This window comes from Paractinoplanes polyasparticus, from assembly GCF_019710575.1.
Lineage (GTDB): Bacteria > Actinomycetota > Actinomycetes > Mycobacteriales > Micromonosporaceae > Actinoplanes > Actinoplanes polyasparticus.
The window spans coordinates 75,011-91,909 of record NZ_JAHWFK010000025.1 but is presented as its reverse complement, the minus strand read 5'-3'; the positions used below and the strand labels follow the sequence as shown (position 1 = coordinate 91,909).

The 16,899-nt window shown below is 71.5% G+C and carries 20 protein-coding genes and 1 pseudogene; 6 read left to right on the top strand and 15 right to left on the bottom strand.

Annotated features, from left to right (window positions below):
• Positions 1 to 14: 14 nt before the first annotated feature.
• Complete coding sequence (locus KXC43_RS24340; protein WP_221378447.1) at positions 15 to 713, bottom strand: response regulator transcription factor; 699 nt, start codon at positions 711 to 713, stop codon at positions 15 to 17.
• A 364-nt stretch (positions 714 to 1,077) separates the two neighbouring features.
• On the opposite strand from KXC43_RS24340, the gene KXC43_RS24335 reads away from it, so the two are divergent.
• Entirely contained in the window at positions 1,078 to 1,575 is a 498-nt protein-coding gene (locus KXC43_RS24335; protein WP_221378446.1) for a CAP domain-containing protein, read from the top strand.
• Here KXC43_RS24335 and KXC43_RS24330 read toward each other — a convergent pair.
• Entirely contained in the window at positions 1,572 to 2,606 is a 1,035-nt protein-coding gene (locus KXC43_RS24330) for a UDP-N-acetylmuramate dehydrogenase (RefSeq protein WP_308129231.1), read from the bottom strand. The genes KXC43_RS24335 and KXC43_RS24330 overlap by 4 nt on opposite strands.
• Before the next feature lie 68 nt (positions 2,607 to 2,674).
• Between KXC43_RS24330 and KXC43_RS24325 the strand changes: the two genes are divergently transcribed.
• From KXC43_RS24325 to KXC43_RS24315, 3 genes are all read left to right on the top strand, one after another.
• The gene (locus tag KXC43_RS24325) at positions 2,675 to 3,433 is read left to right on the top strand and encodes a maleylpyruvate isomerase family mycothiol-dependent enzyme (protein ID WP_221378445.1); all 759 of its coding nucleotides are present in this window, start codon (positions 2,675 to 2,677) and stop codon (positions 3,431 to 3,433) included.
• Positions 3,434 to 3,532: 99 nt separating this feature from the next.
• On the top strand, positions 3,533 to 4,957 hold the full coding sequence (locus tag KXC43_RS24320; protein ID WP_221378444.1) for a GH1 family beta-glucosidase: 1,425 nt from the start codon (positions 3,533 to 3,535) through the stop codon (positions 4,955 to 4,957).
• 5 nt (positions 4,958 to 4,962) lie between these two features.
• Positions 4,963 to 5,973, top strand: coding sequence for a LacI family DNA-binding transcriptional regulator (locus tag KXC43_RS24315; protein WP_221378443.1), 1,011 nt, complete (start codon positions 4,963 to 4,965; stop codon positions 5,971 to 5,973).
• Here the strand turns inward: KXC43_RS24315 and KXC43_RS24310 are convergent.
• Positions 5,938 to 6,765, bottom strand: a complete 828-nt coding sequence (locus tag KXC43_RS24310) for an EI24 domain-containing protein (RefSeq protein WP_255644742.1) — start codon at positions 6,763 to 6,765, stop codon at positions 5,938 to 5,940. The two genes, KXC43_RS24315 and KXC43_RS24310, sit on opposite strands and share 36 nt — an antisense overlap.
• A gap of 46 nt (positions 6,766 to 6,811) precedes the next feature.
• Between KXC43_RS24310 and KXC43_RS24305 the strand changes: the two genes are divergently transcribed.
• Positions 6,812 to 7,081 (top strand): hypothetical protein, encoded by a 270-nt coding sequence (locus tag KXC43_RS24305; RefSeq protein ID WP_221378441.1) that lies wholly within the window; start codon positions 6,812 to 6,814, stop codon positions 7,079 to 7,081.
• A gap of 315 nt (positions 7,082 to 7,396) precedes the next feature.
• Here KXC43_RS24305 and KXC43_RS24300 read toward each other — a convergent pair whose 3' ends face one another.
• From KXC43_RS24300 to mtfM, 10 genes and pseudogenes are all read right to left on the bottom strand, one after another.
• Positions 7,397 to 8,281 (bottom strand): alpha/beta fold hydrolase, encoded by an 885-nt coding sequence (locus tag KXC43_RS24300; protein WP_221378440.1) that lies wholly within the window; start codon positions 8,279 to 8,281, stop codon positions 7,397 to 7,399.
• The gene (locus KXC43_RS24295) at positions 8,278 to 8,592 is read right to left on the bottom strand and encodes a DUF2516 family protein (protein ID WP_221378439.1); all 315 of its coding nucleotides are present in this window, start codon (positions 8,590 to 8,592) and stop codon (positions 8,278 to 8,280) included. The genes KXC43_RS24300 and KXC43_RS24295 overlap by 4 nt, the downstream gene beginning before the upstream one ends.
• A gap of 66 nt (positions 8,593 to 8,658) precedes the next feature.
• A complete protein-coding gene (locus tag KXC43_RS24290; protein WP_221378438.1) occupies positions 8,659 to 9,117 on the bottom strand; it encodes a hypothetical protein in 459 nt (152 codons plus the stop codon).
• 17 nt (positions 9,118 to 9,134) lie between these two features.
• A pseudogene (locus KXC43_RS24285) lies at positions 9,135 to 9,515 on the bottom strand (helix-turn-helix domain-containing protein); the annotation flags it as partial.
• Between the two features lie 215 nt (positions 9,516 to 9,730).
• Complete coding sequence (locus tag KXC43_RS24280) at positions 9,731 to 10,636, bottom strand: asparaginase (protein WP_221378436.1); 906 nt, start codon at positions 10,634 to 10,636, stop codon at positions 9,731 to 9,733.
• A 6-nt stretch (positions 10,637 to 10,642) separates the two neighbouring features.
• Positions 10,643 to 11,512 (bottom strand): beta-keto acid cleavage family enzyme, encoded by an 870-nt coding sequence (locus KXC43_RS24275; RefSeq protein ID WP_221378435.1) that lies wholly within the window; start codon positions 11,510 to 11,512, stop codon positions 10,643 to 10,645.
• A 10-nt stretch (positions 11,513 to 11,522) separates the two neighbouring features.
• Positions 11,523 to 12,557: a CAF17-like 4Fe-4S cluster assembly/insertion protein YgfZ gene (gene ygfZ, locus KXC43_RS24270; protein ID WP_221378434.1), complete on the bottom strand. Its 1,035-nt coding sequence runs from the start codon at positions 12,555 to 12,557 to the stop codon at positions 11,523 to 11,525.
• A gap of 1 nt (position 12,558) precedes the next feature.
• On the bottom strand, positions 12,559 to 12,954 hold the full coding sequence (locus tag KXC43_RS24265; RefSeq protein ID WP_221378558.1) for a Fur family transcriptional regulator: 396 nt from the start codon (positions 12,952 to 12,954) through the stop codon (positions 12,559 to 12,561).
• 50 nt (positions 12,955 to 13,004) lie between these two features.
• A complete protein-coding gene (locus tag KXC43_RS24260) occupies positions 13,005 to 13,610 on the bottom strand; it encodes a heme-binding beta-barrel domain-containing protein (RefSeq protein WP_255644710.1) in 606 nt (201 codons plus the stop codon).
• Complete coding sequence (gene mtfM / locus KXC43_RS52390; RefSeq protein ID WP_285904601.1) at positions 13,604 to 13,708, bottom strand: small membrane protein MtfM; 105 nt, start codon at positions 13,706 to 13,708, stop codon at positions 13,604 to 13,606. The genes KXC43_RS24260 and mtfM overlap by 7 nt, the downstream gene beginning before the upstream one ends.
• Before the next feature lie 14 nt (positions 13,709 to 13,722).
• On the opposite strand from mtfM, the gene KXC43_RS24255 reads away from it, so the two are divergent.
• A complete protein-coding gene (locus tag KXC43_RS24255; protein WP_221378432.1) occupies positions 13,723 to 14,097 on the top strand; it encodes a DsrE family protein in 375 nt (124 codons plus the stop codon).
• Here the strand turns inward: KXC43_RS24255 and KXC43_RS24250 are convergent.
• On the bottom strand, positions 14,094 to 14,891 hold the full coding sequence (locus tag KXC43_RS24250) for a hypothetical protein (protein ID WP_221378431.1): 798 nt from the start codon (positions 14,889 to 14,891) through the stop codon (positions 14,094 to 14,096). The genes KXC43_RS24255 and KXC43_RS24250 overlap by 4 nt on opposite strands.
• Positions 14,892 to 14,896: 5 nt before the next feature.
• Positions 14,897 to 16,894, bottom strand: a complete 1,998-nt coding sequence (locus tag KXC43_RS24245; protein ID WP_221378430.1) for an ATP-dependent DNA helicase — start codon at positions 16,892 to 16,894, stop codon at positions 14,897 to 14,899.
• Positions 16,895 to 16,899: the final 5 nt, after the last annotated feature.

The window sequence follows — 16,899 nt, the reverse complement described above, 5'->3', positions numbered from 1 at the left end:
CAACCGAAGAGAAATCAGGCCTCTCCGCCGGGGCGGCGGTAGCGGTAGCCGAATCCGCGCACGGATTCGATGGGCGACTCGTCCGGATCGGACCAGCCGAGCTTGCGGCGCAACCGCAGTACGGCGAACTTGACGCGCTCCTGCCCGATGCCGGTCGGGTCGTCCCAGGCCTGAGTCAGCAGCTGGTTGGGGCTGAGCACCGCGCCGGCGTGCCGCACGAGGGCGTTGAGCAGGCGGAACTCGGTGGGCGTGAGACGCTTCTCGTCGCCCTTGACATAGACCCGCCGCTTGGTCGGGTCGAGGTGCACCAGACCGTCGTCGTAGACCTGGCTGGCCCAGTTGTTCTGGCCACTCGAGGAGCGTCGCAGCAGCGCCTCGACGCGAGCCAGCAACTCGTTGTTGGCGAACGGCTTGGTCAGGTAGTCGTCGGCGCCGCCGCGCAGCCCGCGCACCTTCTCGGCCTCCTGGCCGTGCGCGGTCAGCACCAGCACCGGCACGTCGGAGACGTCGCGCAGCCGCTCGAGCACCTGCCAGCCGTCCATCTCGGGCAGGCCGACGTCGAGCACCACCAGATCGGGGTGTTCGGCGTAGGCCTCCTTGAGACCGGTACGGCCGTCACCGGCATGGGCCACCTCGTAACCCGCCCGGCTGAACAGCATCCGCAGAGCCAGTGCGATGTCCGGATCGTCCTCGACGACGAGTAGGCGACTCATCCTGTGCTCACCCTGCCCCACCCCTCGCTCGTGCTCATGTCCGGACACGACCGCCCGCCGCGCGCCGGTGGCGCCCGGGGAGAGGGTCGGTGTCGTGTGCTCGGCGCCGTCGGCACGCTCGCCGGCGGCGGAATCAACCGCGCAAAGCTCACGATAGCGTGATGTCACGGTCTATTTACGGACAGTGACAGTTTAGCGGGCTGTTCACTCCCGGCCCGGCCAATCGGGAGATCACGCGAATCCCTTCAGCCTGACAAATATTTCGGCCCGGGATTCCGGTTTCCGGCAAAGATGGGACGTACAGCCAGAAAACGGATGCCATATCCCTGGTGGGCGACTCGGCCCACCGCGAAGAGGAGGCAACGTGGTGCGACGTCTCGTCCTGTGTACGGCCACGCTCGGCGCGCTGCTGGCCGCGTCGGCGCCGGCCGGCGCCGTGGTGCCCGTTCCGGCTGCGCCGCCGAGTGTCGTCGCGCCCCGCGTGCTGATGTCCCAGGTGGTCACGATGACCAATCAGCAACGGTGGGCCAACGGCTGCAGGCGGCTGCTCGCGGTCGACCGGGGACTGACTGTGGCCTCGGTGCGGCAGAGCTTCTACATGGCGCGCACCGGCCGCTTCAGTCACGTCTGGAGCGACGGCACCACCTTCGTCCGCCGGTCACACCTGGCTGGATACGAACAGCCGGCCGGCGAGAACATCGCGTGGGGCTACCGCACCGCGACCGAGGTCATCGAGGCCTGGATGGCCAGCCCGCGGCACCGCGCCAACATGCTCAACTGCGGCGCCCACTCGATAGGCACCGGCGTGGTGTACGCCGCCAACGGCGTTCCGTACTACACCCAGGTCTTCGGCTGGGATTAAAGGGCGCAGTTGATGAGCACAGGCTCGGGGTGCAGTTCGATGCCGAACTTGCCGCGGACGCCGTCGCGCACCGTACGGGCCAGGTCGAGCAGAGCCTCGGTGGTGCCCTCGCCACGATTGGTCAGCGCCAGCGTGTGCTTGCTCGAGATGGCCACCCCGTCACCGGCGAAGCCCTTGGCGAACCCGGCCCGCTCGATCAGCCAGGCCGCCGGGATCTTCACCGAGCCGTCCGCGCCCGGCCAGTGCGGAGCCTCGAGCCCGAGCGCCGCCCACTCGGCCGCGCCGAGGACCGGGTTGGTGAAGAAGGAGCCGACCGACCACGTGTCCCGGTCGGCCGGGTCGAGCACCATCCCCTTCTGCTCCCGCAGCTTCAGCACGGTGTCGCGGGCCTGCTGCAGGCCGACCCGGTCACCGGCTTCGACGCCGAGGTTGCGCGCCAGCTCGGCGTAGCGGATGGGCGCCGACCCGGGCGACCGGGCCAGCCGGAAGTCGACCTCGAGCACCACGAAGCGGTCGTTGTGCTTGAAGACGCTGGCCCGGTAGGCGAAGCCGCACTCGGCCGGGGGCATGACCCGGATCGTGTCGCTCCGCCGGTCGTACGCGTGCACGGCCACGATGGTGTGAGCGACCTCCTGCCCGTAGGCGCCCACGTTCTGGATCGGGGTGGCGCCGGCCGAGCCGGGGATCCCGCTGAGGCACTCGACCCCGGAGAAGCCCTGCTCCACCGCGTACGCCACGAAGTCGTCCCACGGCTCGCCCGCCGCGACCCGCAGCACCACGCTGTCACCGTGGTCCTCCACGACGCGGATGCCCCGGGTGCGCAGCAGCAGGACGGTGCCGTCGAACCCGTCATCGCCGATCACCACGTTGCTGCCGCCGGCCAGAATCAGCACTTTGCCGGGCGCTTTGCGGGCTGTTGCCAGGATCTGGTCGGTTTCGGTGGCGACCGTCAAGGTGCCGGCCGGACCGCCGAGGCGTAGCGTCGTGTACGCCGACAGGTCGGTTTGCGGGGCGGCGGTAGCGTCAGACACGACAACCACCCTAGGCTCAATGATTCGGGCATTCTCATCGGCGGTCCGGTGGAGCGGAGAGCAAGGCGATGAACAGGCTGCACGCGACGAAGGACTTCTGGCTGGCGGCTCTGCGTGCCGACAGCCCCGCGCTGCAGGACGCCGTCGCCCAGGCCGGCGCCGGCGCCGCCGTGCCCTCCTGCCCCGGCTGGACGGTGGCCGACCTCGTCGAGCACCTCACCTCCGAACTGCACTGGGTGCGCGAAACCGCAGCTCGCGGTGTCACCGAACGGCCCGCCCCGGCCGAGGTCCCGGCCCGGCCCGAGTGGGCGGCAGCGCTCGACGGGCTCCGCCGCGAGCTCACCGGCACGATCGAGACGCTCGAGGCCCTCGACGCCGACTTCCCCGCGTGGAACTGGGCGCCGCAGGCCAAGAAGGCGTCGTTCTGGCAGCGCCGCATGGCTCACGAGGTCTCGGTGCACCGCTGGGACGCGGAATCGGCGGCCCAGCGAGCCACGCCGATCGAGACCAAGCTGGCCGCCGACGGGGTCAACGAGGTGCTCGACACCTGGCTTCCGGCGGGCCGCCGCAAGGGCCCGACCGACCTGCACGGCGTCGTCCATCTGGTGGCGACCGACGCTTCGTACGAGTGGTTCGTGCGGCTGCGCGGTCCCGGGGTGGCCCTGCTCGACACGGGCACGATCCTCGACTCCGACGATCATCACGCCCGCGCCCAGGCCACCGGGTCGGCCAGCGACCTGCTGCTGATGCTGATGGGACGCATGGACGCGGAACGCCTGGCGGTGACCGGCGACCCCCGCCTGATCTCGGCCCTGCGCACCGGTTGACGCTTACATTCGACTTACCGGGCTACCCGGGAGCGGTTCCGCTCCTATCATTAACCGGTTAAGTTGAGGTTTCGCGTTCAACTAGGAAGCGGGGCACGAATGACGGCAACCGTCACGTCCACGTCGGCGCAGCCGGCCCTCGCCGCGATCACCTTCCCCGACGACTTCATCTGGGGCGCCGCCACGGCGTCGTACCAGATCGAGGGCGCGGCGCGGGAGGACGGTCGAGGCCCGTCGATCTGGGACACCTTCAGCCGTACGCCGGGACGGGTCTACAACGGGCACACCGGCGACGTGGCCTGCGATCACTACCACCGCTACGTCGACGACGTGGCGCTGATGTCGGACCTGGGCCTGGCCTCCTACCGGTTCTCGGTCGCGTGGCCGCGGATCCAGCCCGACGGCACCGGCCCGGTCAACGTCAAGGGGCTGGACTTCTACGACCGGCTCACCGACGAACTGCTCGGCCAGGGCATCGACCCGGTCGTCACGCTCTACCACTGGGATCTGCCGCAGACCCTCGAAGACCTCGGTGGCTGGGCCAACCGGCTGACGGCGGAGGCTTTCGGCGAGTACGCCCAGATCGTGCACGCCCGGCTCGGCGACCGCGTCAAGACCTGGACGACGTTGAACGAGCCCTGGTGCTCGGCCTACCTCGGCTACGGCAGCGGCGTCCACGCGCCCGGCAAGCAGGACCCGGCCGCCGTCTTCGCGGCGGTGCACCACCTGCTGCTCGGTCACGGCCTGGCCGCCCGCGCGCTGCGTTCGGCCGGCGCCCAGAGCGTCAGCATCACGCTCAACCCGAACGTCGCGCTGCCGGTCGACCCGACCAGCGCCGCCGACCAGGAAGCCGTGCGGATCATCGACGGCCTCTCCAACCGGATGTTCCTCGACCCGCTGTTCAAGGGTCAGTATCCGGCCGACATGCTCGAGCACATGTCCCGCTTCACCGATCTGTCGTACATCGCCGACGGTGACCTGGCCACGATCAACGCCCCGATCGACGTGCTCGGGATCAACTTCTACCAACCGGCGTACGTGTCGGCCAAGCCCGGTGCCCCGGCCGCGCTCGACCAGCCCGGCAGCGAGGGCATCGCCTGGCGCGCGCCGGACGGCCCCGTCACCGACATGAACTGGCTGATCGAGCCGTCCGCGCTCACCGGCCTGCTCAAGCGCATCAACGACGACTACCCCGGCGTGCCCCTGCTGATCACCGAGAACGGCGCGGCGTACCCCGAGGTGCCGTCGGCCGACGGCGAGGTTCACGACAGCCGGCGGGTCGAATATCTCGACGGCCACCTGCGGGCCTGCCATGATGCCCTGACGGCCGGTGTCGATCTGCGTGGCTACTTCGTCTGGTCGCTCATGGACAATTTCGAGTGGGCCGAGGGTTACCGCAAGCGGTTCGGGGTCGTGCACGTCGACTACGCGACCCAGCAGCGGACGCTGAAGGACAGCGCGAAGTGGTACCGGGAGGTGATCCGGCGCAACGGCATCGCGGCGTCGGACTCTAGCGAGGGGTGACCTGAGTGGTGACGCGGGAGCGGCCGACGCTGGAAGCAGTGGCGCGCCGCGCCGGGGTGTCCCGGGCGACCGTCTCCCGCGTCGTCAACGGCTCGACCTCGGTGGCCGCCTCGATCCGCGAGGCGGTCACCCGGGCCGTCGACGAACTGGGCTACGTGCCCAACCAGGCCGCCCGTAGCCTGGTCACCCAGCGCACCGAGTCGATCGCGCTGATCCTGCCCGAGACCGCCAACCGCGTCTTCTCGGACGACCTGTTCTTCCCGGCCATCATCCGCGGCGTCGGTGTCGAGCTCGAAGCGGCCGACAAGCAGCTGGTGCTGATGATGGCCGGCTCCGCCCGCAGCCACGGCCGGGTGGAGCGCTACGCGGTGGCCGGCCATGTGGACGGTGTCATGTTCGCCTCCATGCACGGCGCCGACCCGCTCCCCGGCACGCTGGCGCGCCTGGGCATTCCGGTGATCTGCAGCGGACGACCCATCGGCCGCGCCGACGTGCCCTATGTGGACGTCGACCACTTCGGCGGGGTCTGTGCCGCCGTCCGCCACCTGGTCGCCGCGGGCCGCCGCCGGATAGCCACCATCGCCGGCCCGCAGGACATGGTGGCCGGCATCGACCGCCTCGCCGGTTACCGCGCCACCCTCGAGGAGGCCGGGCTGGTTCAGCACGTCGCGATCGGCGACTTCACCCGCGAATCGGGCATCCAGGCGATGCGGGCGCTGCTGGCCGGCGACCCGGCCCTGGACGCGGTCTTCGTGGCCTCCGACATGATGGCCCACGGCGCGCTCATCGCCCTCAAGGACGCCGGCCGTCGTGTGCCCTCGGACGTCGCGGTGATCGGCTTCGACGACTTCGAGATAAGCCGCTACAGCGATCCGCCGCTGACCACCGTGCGCCAGCCGATCGCCGACATGGGCCGCACGATGGCCCGCCAGCTGCTCGGGCTGGTCAACGGCGAGCAGGGCCTGCCCGACGCCGTGGTGCTACCGACGGAGCTGGTGGTCCGCGAGTCCGCCTGACCCGCTGCCCCGTCGCGCGCTGCCGGGGCCGGTGATGTCGTAGCCGAGGGACTGCCGGGCCAGCAGTGTGGCCCCGGCGATCGCGGCCGGCATCAGCAGGATGGCGCCCAGCGGGATCAGGAAGCAGCAGAAGACGGCGACACCGAAGCCGAGCGCGAGCGGCCGGTTCGCGCCCAGCACGGCCCGGCGCTGCCGCAGTCGCTGCCCGCGCCGCTGGAACGGCACCCCGGTCAGCTCGACGGCGAGCACCCAGCCCCCGAGGGCGCCACCGAGCACCGGCACGACCGTCTGGCCCACCACCGGCACGAACCCGAGCAGGAAGAGCGGGACACCGAGCAGGATGGACAGCCCGATCAACCGCAGCGAGTCGGCCAGGCTGCGCCGCAGCGACGGCCAGAAACCCACCTCGACCTCGTCCGGCACCCCGCCGAACCGGTCCTCGACCAGCTCCGAGATGCGCTCGTAGAACGGGTCGCCGATGAGCAGCGTGACCGCCGTGAAGGTCAGGATGCCGAGCAGCACGGACAGCCCGAGCAGTCCCAGCCCGGCGAACACCTGGACGACGTCGCGGCCCCACTCGGCCCAGCCGTCGGCGAACCAGGTGACCGTACGCGAGAGCTCGGGCAGATAGTTGATCAGAAAGAACAGCGCCGTGCTGTAGACCAGCCCGGCGATCAACGCCGGCACCAGCCCGAGTCCGAGCAGTTTGGGGCTGCGCAACACGAGGCCCAGCCCGCGCCCGAGCAGCCCGGCGCCGGTGAGGAACTGCTTCGCGACGGTCACGCCCGGCAGCTTAGAACAGCCGGCGTGAACCCGCCGCGTAGCACCAGCCGAGTCTTTGCGGATCTACTCCGACGGCTGGGCCGCCGGGGCCGACGAGGACGTGGACGGCTCCGTGGGCGGGGCCGGCCAGCTGCTTACCTCGGTGGGGGTGGGGACGGGCGGCTGGTCTAGTGGCGGCAGCGGGATCACCACACTCTCCGACGGGCCGGGGGACGGACTGGCCGGGGGCGGCACGACGGTGGCCGCCGGGGACCGCGACGGCGCCGATGGCACCGCGACCGACGTCGCCGAGGCCGTGGGGGTCACCGTCGGCACCGGACGGTAGGGACGGGCCGAGTAGCGCACGGCTACCGGCTCGGTTGCCGTCGCGGCCGGGGCGGCGCCGAGCACGCCCTCGCCGCCCGGGACGCCCACTGCAGCGGGGCGCTTGACCGGGACGGCGAGGTTCCAGCCGACCGCGACGGCGACCGGGAGCCCGAAGGCCACGAGTCCGAAAAAGACTGATTTGGGGGATAGCCGCACGTTCTAGACAACGTGCCAGGAGCCGAGGAAGGTTACGGCCCAACCGGCAGCAGACCGATCAGACGGGCGCACGTAAGACGGCGCCACTGAGGACCCGTCCGGGAAATAGGGCGGTTCCTCAGCCGTTCAGGAAGGCGGAAATGCGGTCGCGCAGCTCGCGCCGGTTGTTCCACAACACGGCCGGGCGGTCGTAGACATGCAGCTCGGCCCCCGGCAGCAGGGACGCCAGCCGCTCGGCCCAGGCCACCGGGTGCACCTCGTCGCCGACGCAGCCCAGCACGAGTGCGCGCCCCTGGAAAGCTCGGAGCGACGACTCGTCGGCCACGGCGGGCTCGTGCCACAGGGTGGTCAGCTCGGGCGCCAGGCCATCGCGTTGCAGTTGCTCGACCCGCTGCCGCAGGAAGCTCCAGCCGGCCGGGGTGTTGCGCACCGAGGGCGGCAGCTCGGGCTCGACCGCGGCCGCGATCGGCGCCGCCTCGCCCGACTCGACCGCGGCCAGCAACCGCTCGAGCCGCGCCTCGGCCGCCGCGGGCCGGTGGCCGTCGAGCGGCGCCGGCAGATAGAAGACCACCCGCTCGAACCGGCCCGGTGTGTCGCTGAGCAGCCGCCCGAGCGCAGCCGAGCCCAGGCTGACGCCCAGTGCCCGGGTGGCGCCGGTCAGGTCGGCGACGGCGCGCAGGTCGGCGGCCAGGTCACCGAAGCTCCACGGGCCGACCGGCGCGTCGGAACGGCCGTGACCACGGAAGTGGAAGAAGACCCGGCGGCCGGTGACCGCGCTGCCCAGCGGGCGGGTGCCGGAGATGTCGCCGGCCAGCCCGTGCGCGAAGACCGTGACGGGATCGCCGACGCCGGTGATCAACCCCTCCAGGCGTACGCCGGAAGGGGTTGTCAGCATCTCGGTCGGCGGCTCGGGAAGGGTAGGCCGGCCGGATCGCGGCCCGGTCGGCTCCCGGCGCTGAAAGCGGGGCCCACCGTCGGGCGGCGGCGGGCCGAACCGCCTCACCAGAAGCCTTTGCCGTCCGAGAGATCCTTGAGCCCGGGTCGGACGTCGAGCAGGTAGATCAGCGCCGCCGCGATACCGATCAGGCTGAAGATGCCGACCGCGCTGCTGACCAGAAGCGTCAGCACGATGCAGATCGCGAGGATCGCCGCCCACGCACCCTTGGGCAGGGTGCCGATGGCCTGGAATCCGTCGCCCCGCTGGGTCAGGCAGTGGATCAGCGCGACCGCCTGGACGACCAGCGAGAAGATGAGAATGAGCAGGTTCAGGTAGCCGACGGCGATGTCGTAGAAGATCGGCGCGGAGGAGGCCATGACGGAAAGTCTATGCCGCGGGGCCCAGCGCATGCCGGGCCCCGCTGATCATCTTTTATCGCGTCGTCACTTCGAGGCGGCGCGCTTGCGCGGCTTCGGGGTGGCCGCGGCCTTCGCGGTGGCCGCCTCGGCGGCCTCGATGGCGGCCGGCTCCTCGGTGGTCTCGATGTCGGCGTTCACGACCTCGGCCGCCTCGACGACGCCGGTGCCGACCACGCGCTCGCCGCGGGCGACGAGGGCGGTGTACGCCGCGACCGCGCGGTCCTGCGCGATCTGGGCGAACGAGGTGGCGACGCTGGCGGCGTTGCCCCGCAGCGCCTCGAAGTCGGTGGTGGAGGCCTTGTCGCGCAGCTCGGCGGCCTTGGTGCCGGCCTGCTCGTTGTAGACACGCAGGGAGGCGGTGGCGCGCTCGCTCAGCTCGTTGAGCACGGCGGGCAGCTTGCGCAGCTGCTCGACGGCGATGTCACCGGCGCCGGCGGCGGCGTAGAGCGGGGCGGGGAAGCGGGTCTTGGTCTGCTCGGTCATTTCTGCTCCTCTTGGGCGGGAGTGGTCTCGGGTGCGGCCTCTTCGGGCCGGTTGCGCGCGTTCTCGTTGCGGAACGTCTCGTAGATCTGCGTCAGCGTCTGTTTCTGCGCGATCGTCAGCTCGGGATCGGCCGCGATCGCCGCCAGCACACCCTGCTGACCCTCGCTGTCGAGCAGACCCGCACGCAGGTACATCGCGGGCGTCGACACCCGCAGCGCGCTGGCGATCTGCTGGAGCACCTCGGCGCTGGGCTTGCGCAGGCCACGCTCGATCTGGCTGAGGTACGGGTTGCTCACGCCCGCCTTGTCGGCGAGCTGGCGCAGCGAGATCTTGGCGGTCTGCCGCAGGTCACGGATGAAACCACCGATGTCCTCGGGCAGATCCTTGGGTGCGGCCACGCATCCGACGGTAGCCGGAAGTGCTAGCTGTTGCAAGCAAAACGCTAACTACAGCTAGCGTGAAACTGACCACTGGGCTTATGGCCTCGCCTTCGCTCGGCGGGCGCTTCGCCCTGGGAGGTCGATGTCGAGGGCACCGAAAAGCACCTCGGCTTCGCCTAGCACTTTTCGGCGCCCTCGACATCGACGGGCGAAGCGCGGAGGGTGCGCACTGTTCAAGAAACTGCGCGGATCTCTCCTACCGGCTCGCCGCCGCCCAGTACGAGCTCTGCGATCTGGGGCGCGTCTACGCCTAGGCGTCGTAGTTCCTTCAGCAGTACGGGGGTGCGGGCGCGCATGCCGCCGTCGTCGATCTTGATGGCGATCGCGCCCCGGCCGGGCACCGCCGCCGCGACCACGCCCTCGGCGCCGCCCTTGGCGAGCAGGCCGGGCACCGCGGCCATCAGCACCGTGTCGTCGGCCCCGGTGCCGGCCACCAGCTCGGGGTGGGCCCGCATCTCGTCGGCCACCCGCCGCTCGGGGGTGCCCGGCTCGGCCGCGACCAGCCGCTCGAACGCGCGGGCCAGCCCGGTCAGTGAGAGGGCCAGCACCGGCGCGCCGCAGCCGTCCACGCCGGTCGCGGTGATCGGCTCGCCGGCCAGATCGGCCAACGCCTCGGTGATCGCCACCTGGAGCGGATGCTTCGGGTCGAGGTACGACTCCACCGGCCAGCCGTTGGCCACGCAGGTGGCCAGCATGCCGGCGTGCTTGCCCGAGCAGTTCATCAGCACCCGCTCGGCGCCACCGCCGGCACGCAGCCAGGCGTCGCGGGACTCTTCGTTCAGCGGGAGCGACACCGGGCAGCGCAGCGCGTCCTCGGTCAGCCCGGCCGCGTCGAGGATCTCGCGGACCCGGCGTACGTGTAAAGCCTCGCCGAAGTGGCTGCCGCTGATCAGGGCCAGGTCGGCTTCGTCGCGCGGCACGAGGCCGGCCCGCAGCATGCCGACGGTCTGAAGCGGCTTGTTGGACGAGCGCGGGAAGATCGGCGTGGTCACGTCTCCGCGGCTTCCGGCTGTGGTGAAGACCGAGCCGTGGTGCACGCTCTCGACGAAGCCCGAGCGCACTACTTCAGCGATAATCATGCGCCTTTAGTCCGATTTCGGGGTGGTGGCCGGGGTGGTTGGATGGGGCGTCGGGATCCCCAGCAGCGCGCGGGTCTCGCGGGCGGTCAGCGGTGGGCGCTGAGCCAGCTGGGCGAAGCCGACGGCCCGGGCCACGAGCTGCATGTTCGACTCGACGGGCCGGCCCTTGGCGTACGTGACCGTGTCCTCCATGCCGACGCGCAGATGCCCGCCCGTGCTCAGCGAGGCCAGCATGACCGGGATGGTGCCGCGCCCGATGCCGGTGGCCGAGAACGTGCTGCCCGCCGGCAGGTCGCGGATCGCCTGCTCGCACGCGACCAGCGCGGCCGCCGTGGCCGGCATCCCGCCCGGCACGCCCATCACCAGGTCGACGTGCACGTGCCCGCCGAACGGCAGACCGTACTTCCCGAGCAGTCGCTGCAGCGTGGTGAGCTGACCCAGATCGAAGATCTCGTACTCCGGCACGATGCCCCGCTCCTGCATGCGGGTGTGCAGGTCGACGATGAACTCCCAGCGGTTCAGGAACACGCCGTCGCCGAAGTTGACGGTGCCCATCGTGCAGGAAGCCATCTCGGGGCCGGCGTCGAGCACGGCGAGCCGATCACCCTCGGGGTCGGTGACCGCACCGCCCGACGAGAGCTGCACCACCAGGCCGGTCGACTCGCGCAGGGCGCTCACCGTGGCGCGCAGCCGCCCCTGGTCGAGGGTCGGTTGAGCGTCGGCGTCCCGGATGTGGACGTGGATGATGGCAGCGCCCAGCGCTTCGCACTCCTTGGCGGTGGCCACGAGTTCGTCGAGCGTGACGGGCAGCGCGGGCACGTCGGCCTTGCTGCTTTCGGCGCCGGTCGGAGCAACGGTGATCACGGTCCCGGTCATGGACCTGACCTTAGTGTTCGTCGACCGCCACTACGGACTCGCCCACCGTGAGGCCATCGGTCGCGTTGCGCTTGAGCACGGCGAGGGCGATGAGGCCCAGCTCGTGGTGGCGGACAGCGGTGCCGATGAAACCGACCTCGCGGCCCTCGCGGACCACGGGGGTGCCCTTGGCGGGCGGCTGGTCGGTGGCGATGCCGTCGAAGTGCAGCAGGGCGAGGCGTCGCGGCGGGCGGCCGAGGTGGTGCACCCGGGCCACGGTCTCTTGCCCGCGGTAGCAACCCTTGTCGAGGTGGACGGCGGCCGCGATGAACTCGGCCTCGGCCGGGATCGTGCGGTGGTCGGTCTCCCAGCCGAGCCGGGGCGTGCGGTGCTCGACGCGGATCGCCTCGTAGGCCCACAGGCCGGCCAGGGGAACGCCGAGCTTCTCGATCACTGCGGTCTTCTCCGTACGCGGGACCAGCAGATCGATGCCGAGGGGCACCCGGCGAGCCAAGCCGAATTCGGTTTTCCGTACGTCGTAGAGGCTCGTCGCCTCGGGCCGCACATCACCGGCGGCGAACTTGGCGCCCGGCACCGGCTGCACACGAGGCTCGGCCAGGCCGGGGATCACGTCGACCGCGCCGGGGCCGACCAGCGACAGCACGGCCAGCTCGCCGGTGGCGTCGCGCGGCTCGACCTTGGTGAAGAAGCGCATCATCTCGAGATACTTGAGCAGACCGGGCCCGGCGCCGGGCTCGGTGTCGAGCCAGGTCGTCTCGCCGTCCTCGGTGACCAGGGCGTGCTGCTCGACGTGGCCGTGCGGCGACAGCACGAGCAGCTCGGTGCCCTGGTTCTCCGACAGATCCGACAGATGCTGGGTCGTCAGGGTGTGCAGCCAGCTCGCGCGTTCCTCACCGGGCACGGCGAGGACATCGCGGTTGGAGCGGTCCACCAGGCCCACCGCGGTCGCGAGCGTGCGTTGCTCGCGCATCGGGTCGCCGTAATGGGCCGGCACCCCGGAGTCGGCGGCGGAGGGATCGAGGTCCTCGACCATTACCACGGTCATCTCACAGCTCCTTGCAGTCCCCGCACACTCCGAAGAGGGACACGTGGCCCACGTCGACGCGGAAGTCGCGCTCGCTCAACAACCGGTCGGTCACCGGCTGCATCACACTCGGGTCTACCTCACTGATCGACCCACATCCACGGCACACGAGGTGAACGTGCTGATCCTCACCCGCCGCGTGATAGGTGGGCGAGCCGTGCGAGAGGTGGGTGTGGGTGACCAGCCCGAGCTCTTCGAGCAGCTCGAGCGTGCGGTAGACGGTGGTGATGTTGACCCCGGCGGCCCGCTCGCGCACATGGTTGTGCACCTGCTCGGGTGTGGCGTGGCCGAGCTCGTGCACCGCCTCGAGAATGAGCTGGCGCTGCGGAGTCAGCCGCAGCCCCCGTTCCCGGAGCATGGCGGCAAGCGAAGTGGCGGACACGCTACGAGATTACGCTCCCGGAGCGGTCAGCCGCCGACCCTGAGCAGCCGGGCCGACATGTGCGGCTGCAGCTCGCTCTTGTCGATCGACACCTCGTGGGCGTACAGCAGGGCGCCCTCGACGATGCCGTAGAGCCGCCGCGCGCCGGTCAGATGCTGGCCGGTCGGCGTGTACGCCACCGCGTCGGTGTCGATCTCGAGCCGGGTGGTGCCGATGGTGTTGCCGACGTAGATCTCGACGACACCGTCGGGGTTGACGATGACGGCTTCCATGTCGTCGGTCGCGCGGCCCTGGGCGTCGGGCACCGGACGCCAGAACCCGGACTCGACGATCCACTCGCCGGCCGGCTTCGACTCGTCGTCGAGCAGCCAGGATCGCGACTCGTAGCGCAGGAACGGGCGGCCGTCGTGGCTGATCCGCACCTCCTGGGCGAAGTCGTAGTCGGTCTCGGCCGGGAAGCCGCCCTTGCCGCGGCCGCGCCACAGCCCCACGAACGGCAGCAGACCGAGCAGCGCCGGGTTCAGGTCGGCGCCCCGACGCAGGTCGTGCGTCTCTTCGTAGGGATAGGCGTCGACGGGCGGCGCGTTCAGCCAGGGCGGTGGGCCCAGTGGATTTTCCTGATCGCTCACCAACGCCCCCTCGACACCCGCATCGCCAGATAGCCGACACCGCCCGCCAGCGCGCCGAGACCGGCGACCAGCAGGCTCACGAACCCGATTTCCGTAACCATGACCGAGCCATCCTATGCTGGCGCTCATGGCACGCTTGCTGGTCGTCAAGGCAACCGCCGGAGCCGACGCCCCGGAACGCTGCTCGCAGGCCTTCACGGTCGCGAGCACCGCGGTCGCGTCGGGGGTGGACGTGTCGTTCTGGCTCACCGGGGAATCGGCCTGGTTCGCCCTGCCCGGCCGGGCCGCCGAGTTCGAGTTGCCGCATGCGGCTCCCCTGCCCGACCTGCTCGACCTGCTGCTCTCGGCGGGCCGGGTGACCGCCTGCACCCAGTGCGTGGCGCGCCGCGACATCACCGCCGCCGACGTGCTGCCGGGCATCCGCATCGCCGGCGCAGCCGTCTTCGTCGAGGAGATCATGTCGGACGGCGCGCAGGCGCTCGTCTATTAGCAGGGCGTGCTCACGGTCACGCTCAGCTGGGCGCCCTCGGGCCGCACGACCACCGAGTCGTCACGGTTGCGGTAGGCCCGCACCGTCTCGTCGGCGTGCACGACCTCGCCGGCCTGGCGCAGGTGGCGGGGCAGGTCGTCCGGCGTGGACACGCCGGCCACCGTCCACGAGCCCGCGACGCCGCCCGACGGGCACGTGACGGCGTGGACGACCGGCTCGCCGACATTGCCGCCGAGTGCGCCCACCACTGTGCTCAGCAGGGCCGGCGCCGGCGAGGCGGACGCGTCGCCGGCACCGCGCGGGGCTTCGCCGTCGAGCGGCCGGCAGCCGGTGGTGAGCCGCAGCGTGAACGCCGTCGCCACGGCCGGGCTGCTCAGGTCGATGCCGACGAAGTTGCCCGCGTCGGCGTGCAGCGAGACTCGGGTGCCGGCGCTGCTGCGGCCCCAGTCGGTGGCCCAGTCCGCCGGCAGTCCGGCCGCGATCTGCTCGACCGCCTCGGCCGTCTTCGTGTCGGCGACGTAGACCGTCACGGCCCGGGCGGCGGCCAGCCCGGAGCGGACGGGCGTGATGCGACAGTCGCGGGTGAGCTGCAACTCGCCCAGCACCACGGCCCGGTCGTCGCCGTCGGCCGCGGCGTAGACGACCCCGGCCGCGCGCTCGAGGTCGGCCAGCGCGAGGTCGATGTCGCGCTGCTCGGGCACGGTGGCCCGGTCGTGGTCGACCGACCACACGACGAGCCCGCCGAGCGCGACGATCCAGACCCCGACGAGGCCGGTGAGCCACCAGCGACGCATCGGGCTCACTGGCCGGCGAGGCGCTGGAGGGCGCCCATGGCGACCTCGGACCGGGTCGTGTACCAGAACGGCGGCAGCGACTTGCGCAGGAAGGCGCCGTAGCCGCGGGCCGTCTCGAGGCGAGAGTCGAGCACGGCGACCACGCCCTTGTCGCCGGTGGAGCGGATCAACCGGCCGACGCCCTGGGCCAGGCGGATGGCCGCGATCGGCACGCTGACCGACGCGAAGCCGGAACCGCCGCCGGCGTCGACCGCCGCGGCCCGGGCCGCCGCCAGAGGCTCGTCGGGGCGTGGGAACGGTAGCCTGTCGATCACCACCAGCTGGCAGGCGTCGCCCGGGACGTCCACGCCCTGCCAGAGCGACATCACCCCGAACAGGCAACTCGCCTTGTCTTCCCGGAATTTGCGGACCAGCACCGGCAGCGACTCCTCGCCCTGCACCAGGATCGGCAGGTCGGTGCGGGCGCGCAACAGCTCGGCGGCCTGAGTGGCCGCCCGCCGCGACGAGAACAGGCCCAGAGTGCGGCCGCCCAGCGCCTCGACCAGCTTGACGAGCTCTTCGCCGGCGGCGGCGGGCAGGCCGGACATCTGGGGGCGGGGCAGGTGGGCGGCGACGTAGAGGATGCCCTGGCGCGGGTAGTCGAACGGGGAGCCGACGTCGAGCGACGTCCAGCCGTCGCCGGAGCTCTCCGGGCCGGCCGCGGCCGCGACGGGCAGGCCGAGCGAGCGGGCCACGGTGTCGAACCGCCCGCCGAGCGTGAGCGTGGCCGACGTGGCCACCACCGTGCGGTCGGCGTAGAGGCCTTGGGCGAGCGTGCCGGCGACCGAGAGCGGGGCCACCACGAGCGCGCGGCGGCCGCTGCCGACATCCGACTTCTCGACCCAGGCCACGTCGAAGTCGGACTCTTCGAGCAGGCGCTGGGCCGTGCCGTTGAGATCGTCGAACGCGGCCTTGGCCTGCTGCTTGCGGACCGGGTCGGGGTCGTCGGACTTGACCTCGCCGATCGCCGTGAGGCCGGCCCGGGTGGCCGATTCGACGCGCGCGACGGCCAGGGCCAGCGGCTCGGGCAGACCGCCGGTGATGCGGCCCGCGGGCGCCTCGGCCAGCCCGACGGTGAGCGCGTCGGCCGCCTCGGCCAGCGACTCGACCGCAGCCGGGGAGAGCAGGGTGCGGGCCCGGCGGGAGGAACGCTCGACCGCCTCGGGGGTCAGCTCGGCCTGGGACGCGGAGGAGACCCGGTCGGCCAGCTCGTGGGCCTCGTCGATGACCAGCAGCTTGTGGGGCGGGACGATGTGACGGTCGGCCAGCATGTCGACCGCGAGCAGGCTGTGGTTGGTGACCACGATGTCGGCCTCGCGGGCCCGGGCCCGTGAGGCCTCGGCGAAGCACTCGGCGCCGTACGGGCAGCGGGCGGCGCCGACGCAGTCGCGCGCCGGCATGGAGACCTGGCGCCAGGCCGTGTCGTCGACGCCGGGGTCGAGCTCGTCGCGATCGCCGGTGGCCGTCTTCTCGGCCCAGGCCTGCAGCCGCTGGATCTGCTTGCCGAGCCGGCCCGCCTCGCCCAGCCACTGGGTGGTCCTGGGCGGCGCGTCGTCGAACAGCGTGTCCGTCGGAGCCTCTTCGTCGGCGTGTTCCATCTTGGCGACGCAGAGGTAGTGGTGGCGGCCCTTGAGCACGGCGTAGGTGGGCTTGCGGCCGAGCACCGGCTCGACCGCGGCGGCGAGGCGGGGAAGGTCGTGCTCGACCAGCTGGTTCTGCAGGGCCAGGGTGGCCGTCGAGATGACCACCGGACCGTCGACCAGCAGCGACGGGGTGAGGTAGGCCAGGCTCTTGCCGGTGCCCGTGCCGGCCTGGACGAGCAGGTGCTCACGCTCGCGGACGGCCTTGTCGATGGCGGCCACCATGGCCTGCTGACCGGGGCGGGAGGCGCCCCCGGGCACGGCGCCGACGGCGGCCTCGAGGAGCTGCTCTGCGGACACCGACTTCTTCGTTGCTGCGGGCACGGGCA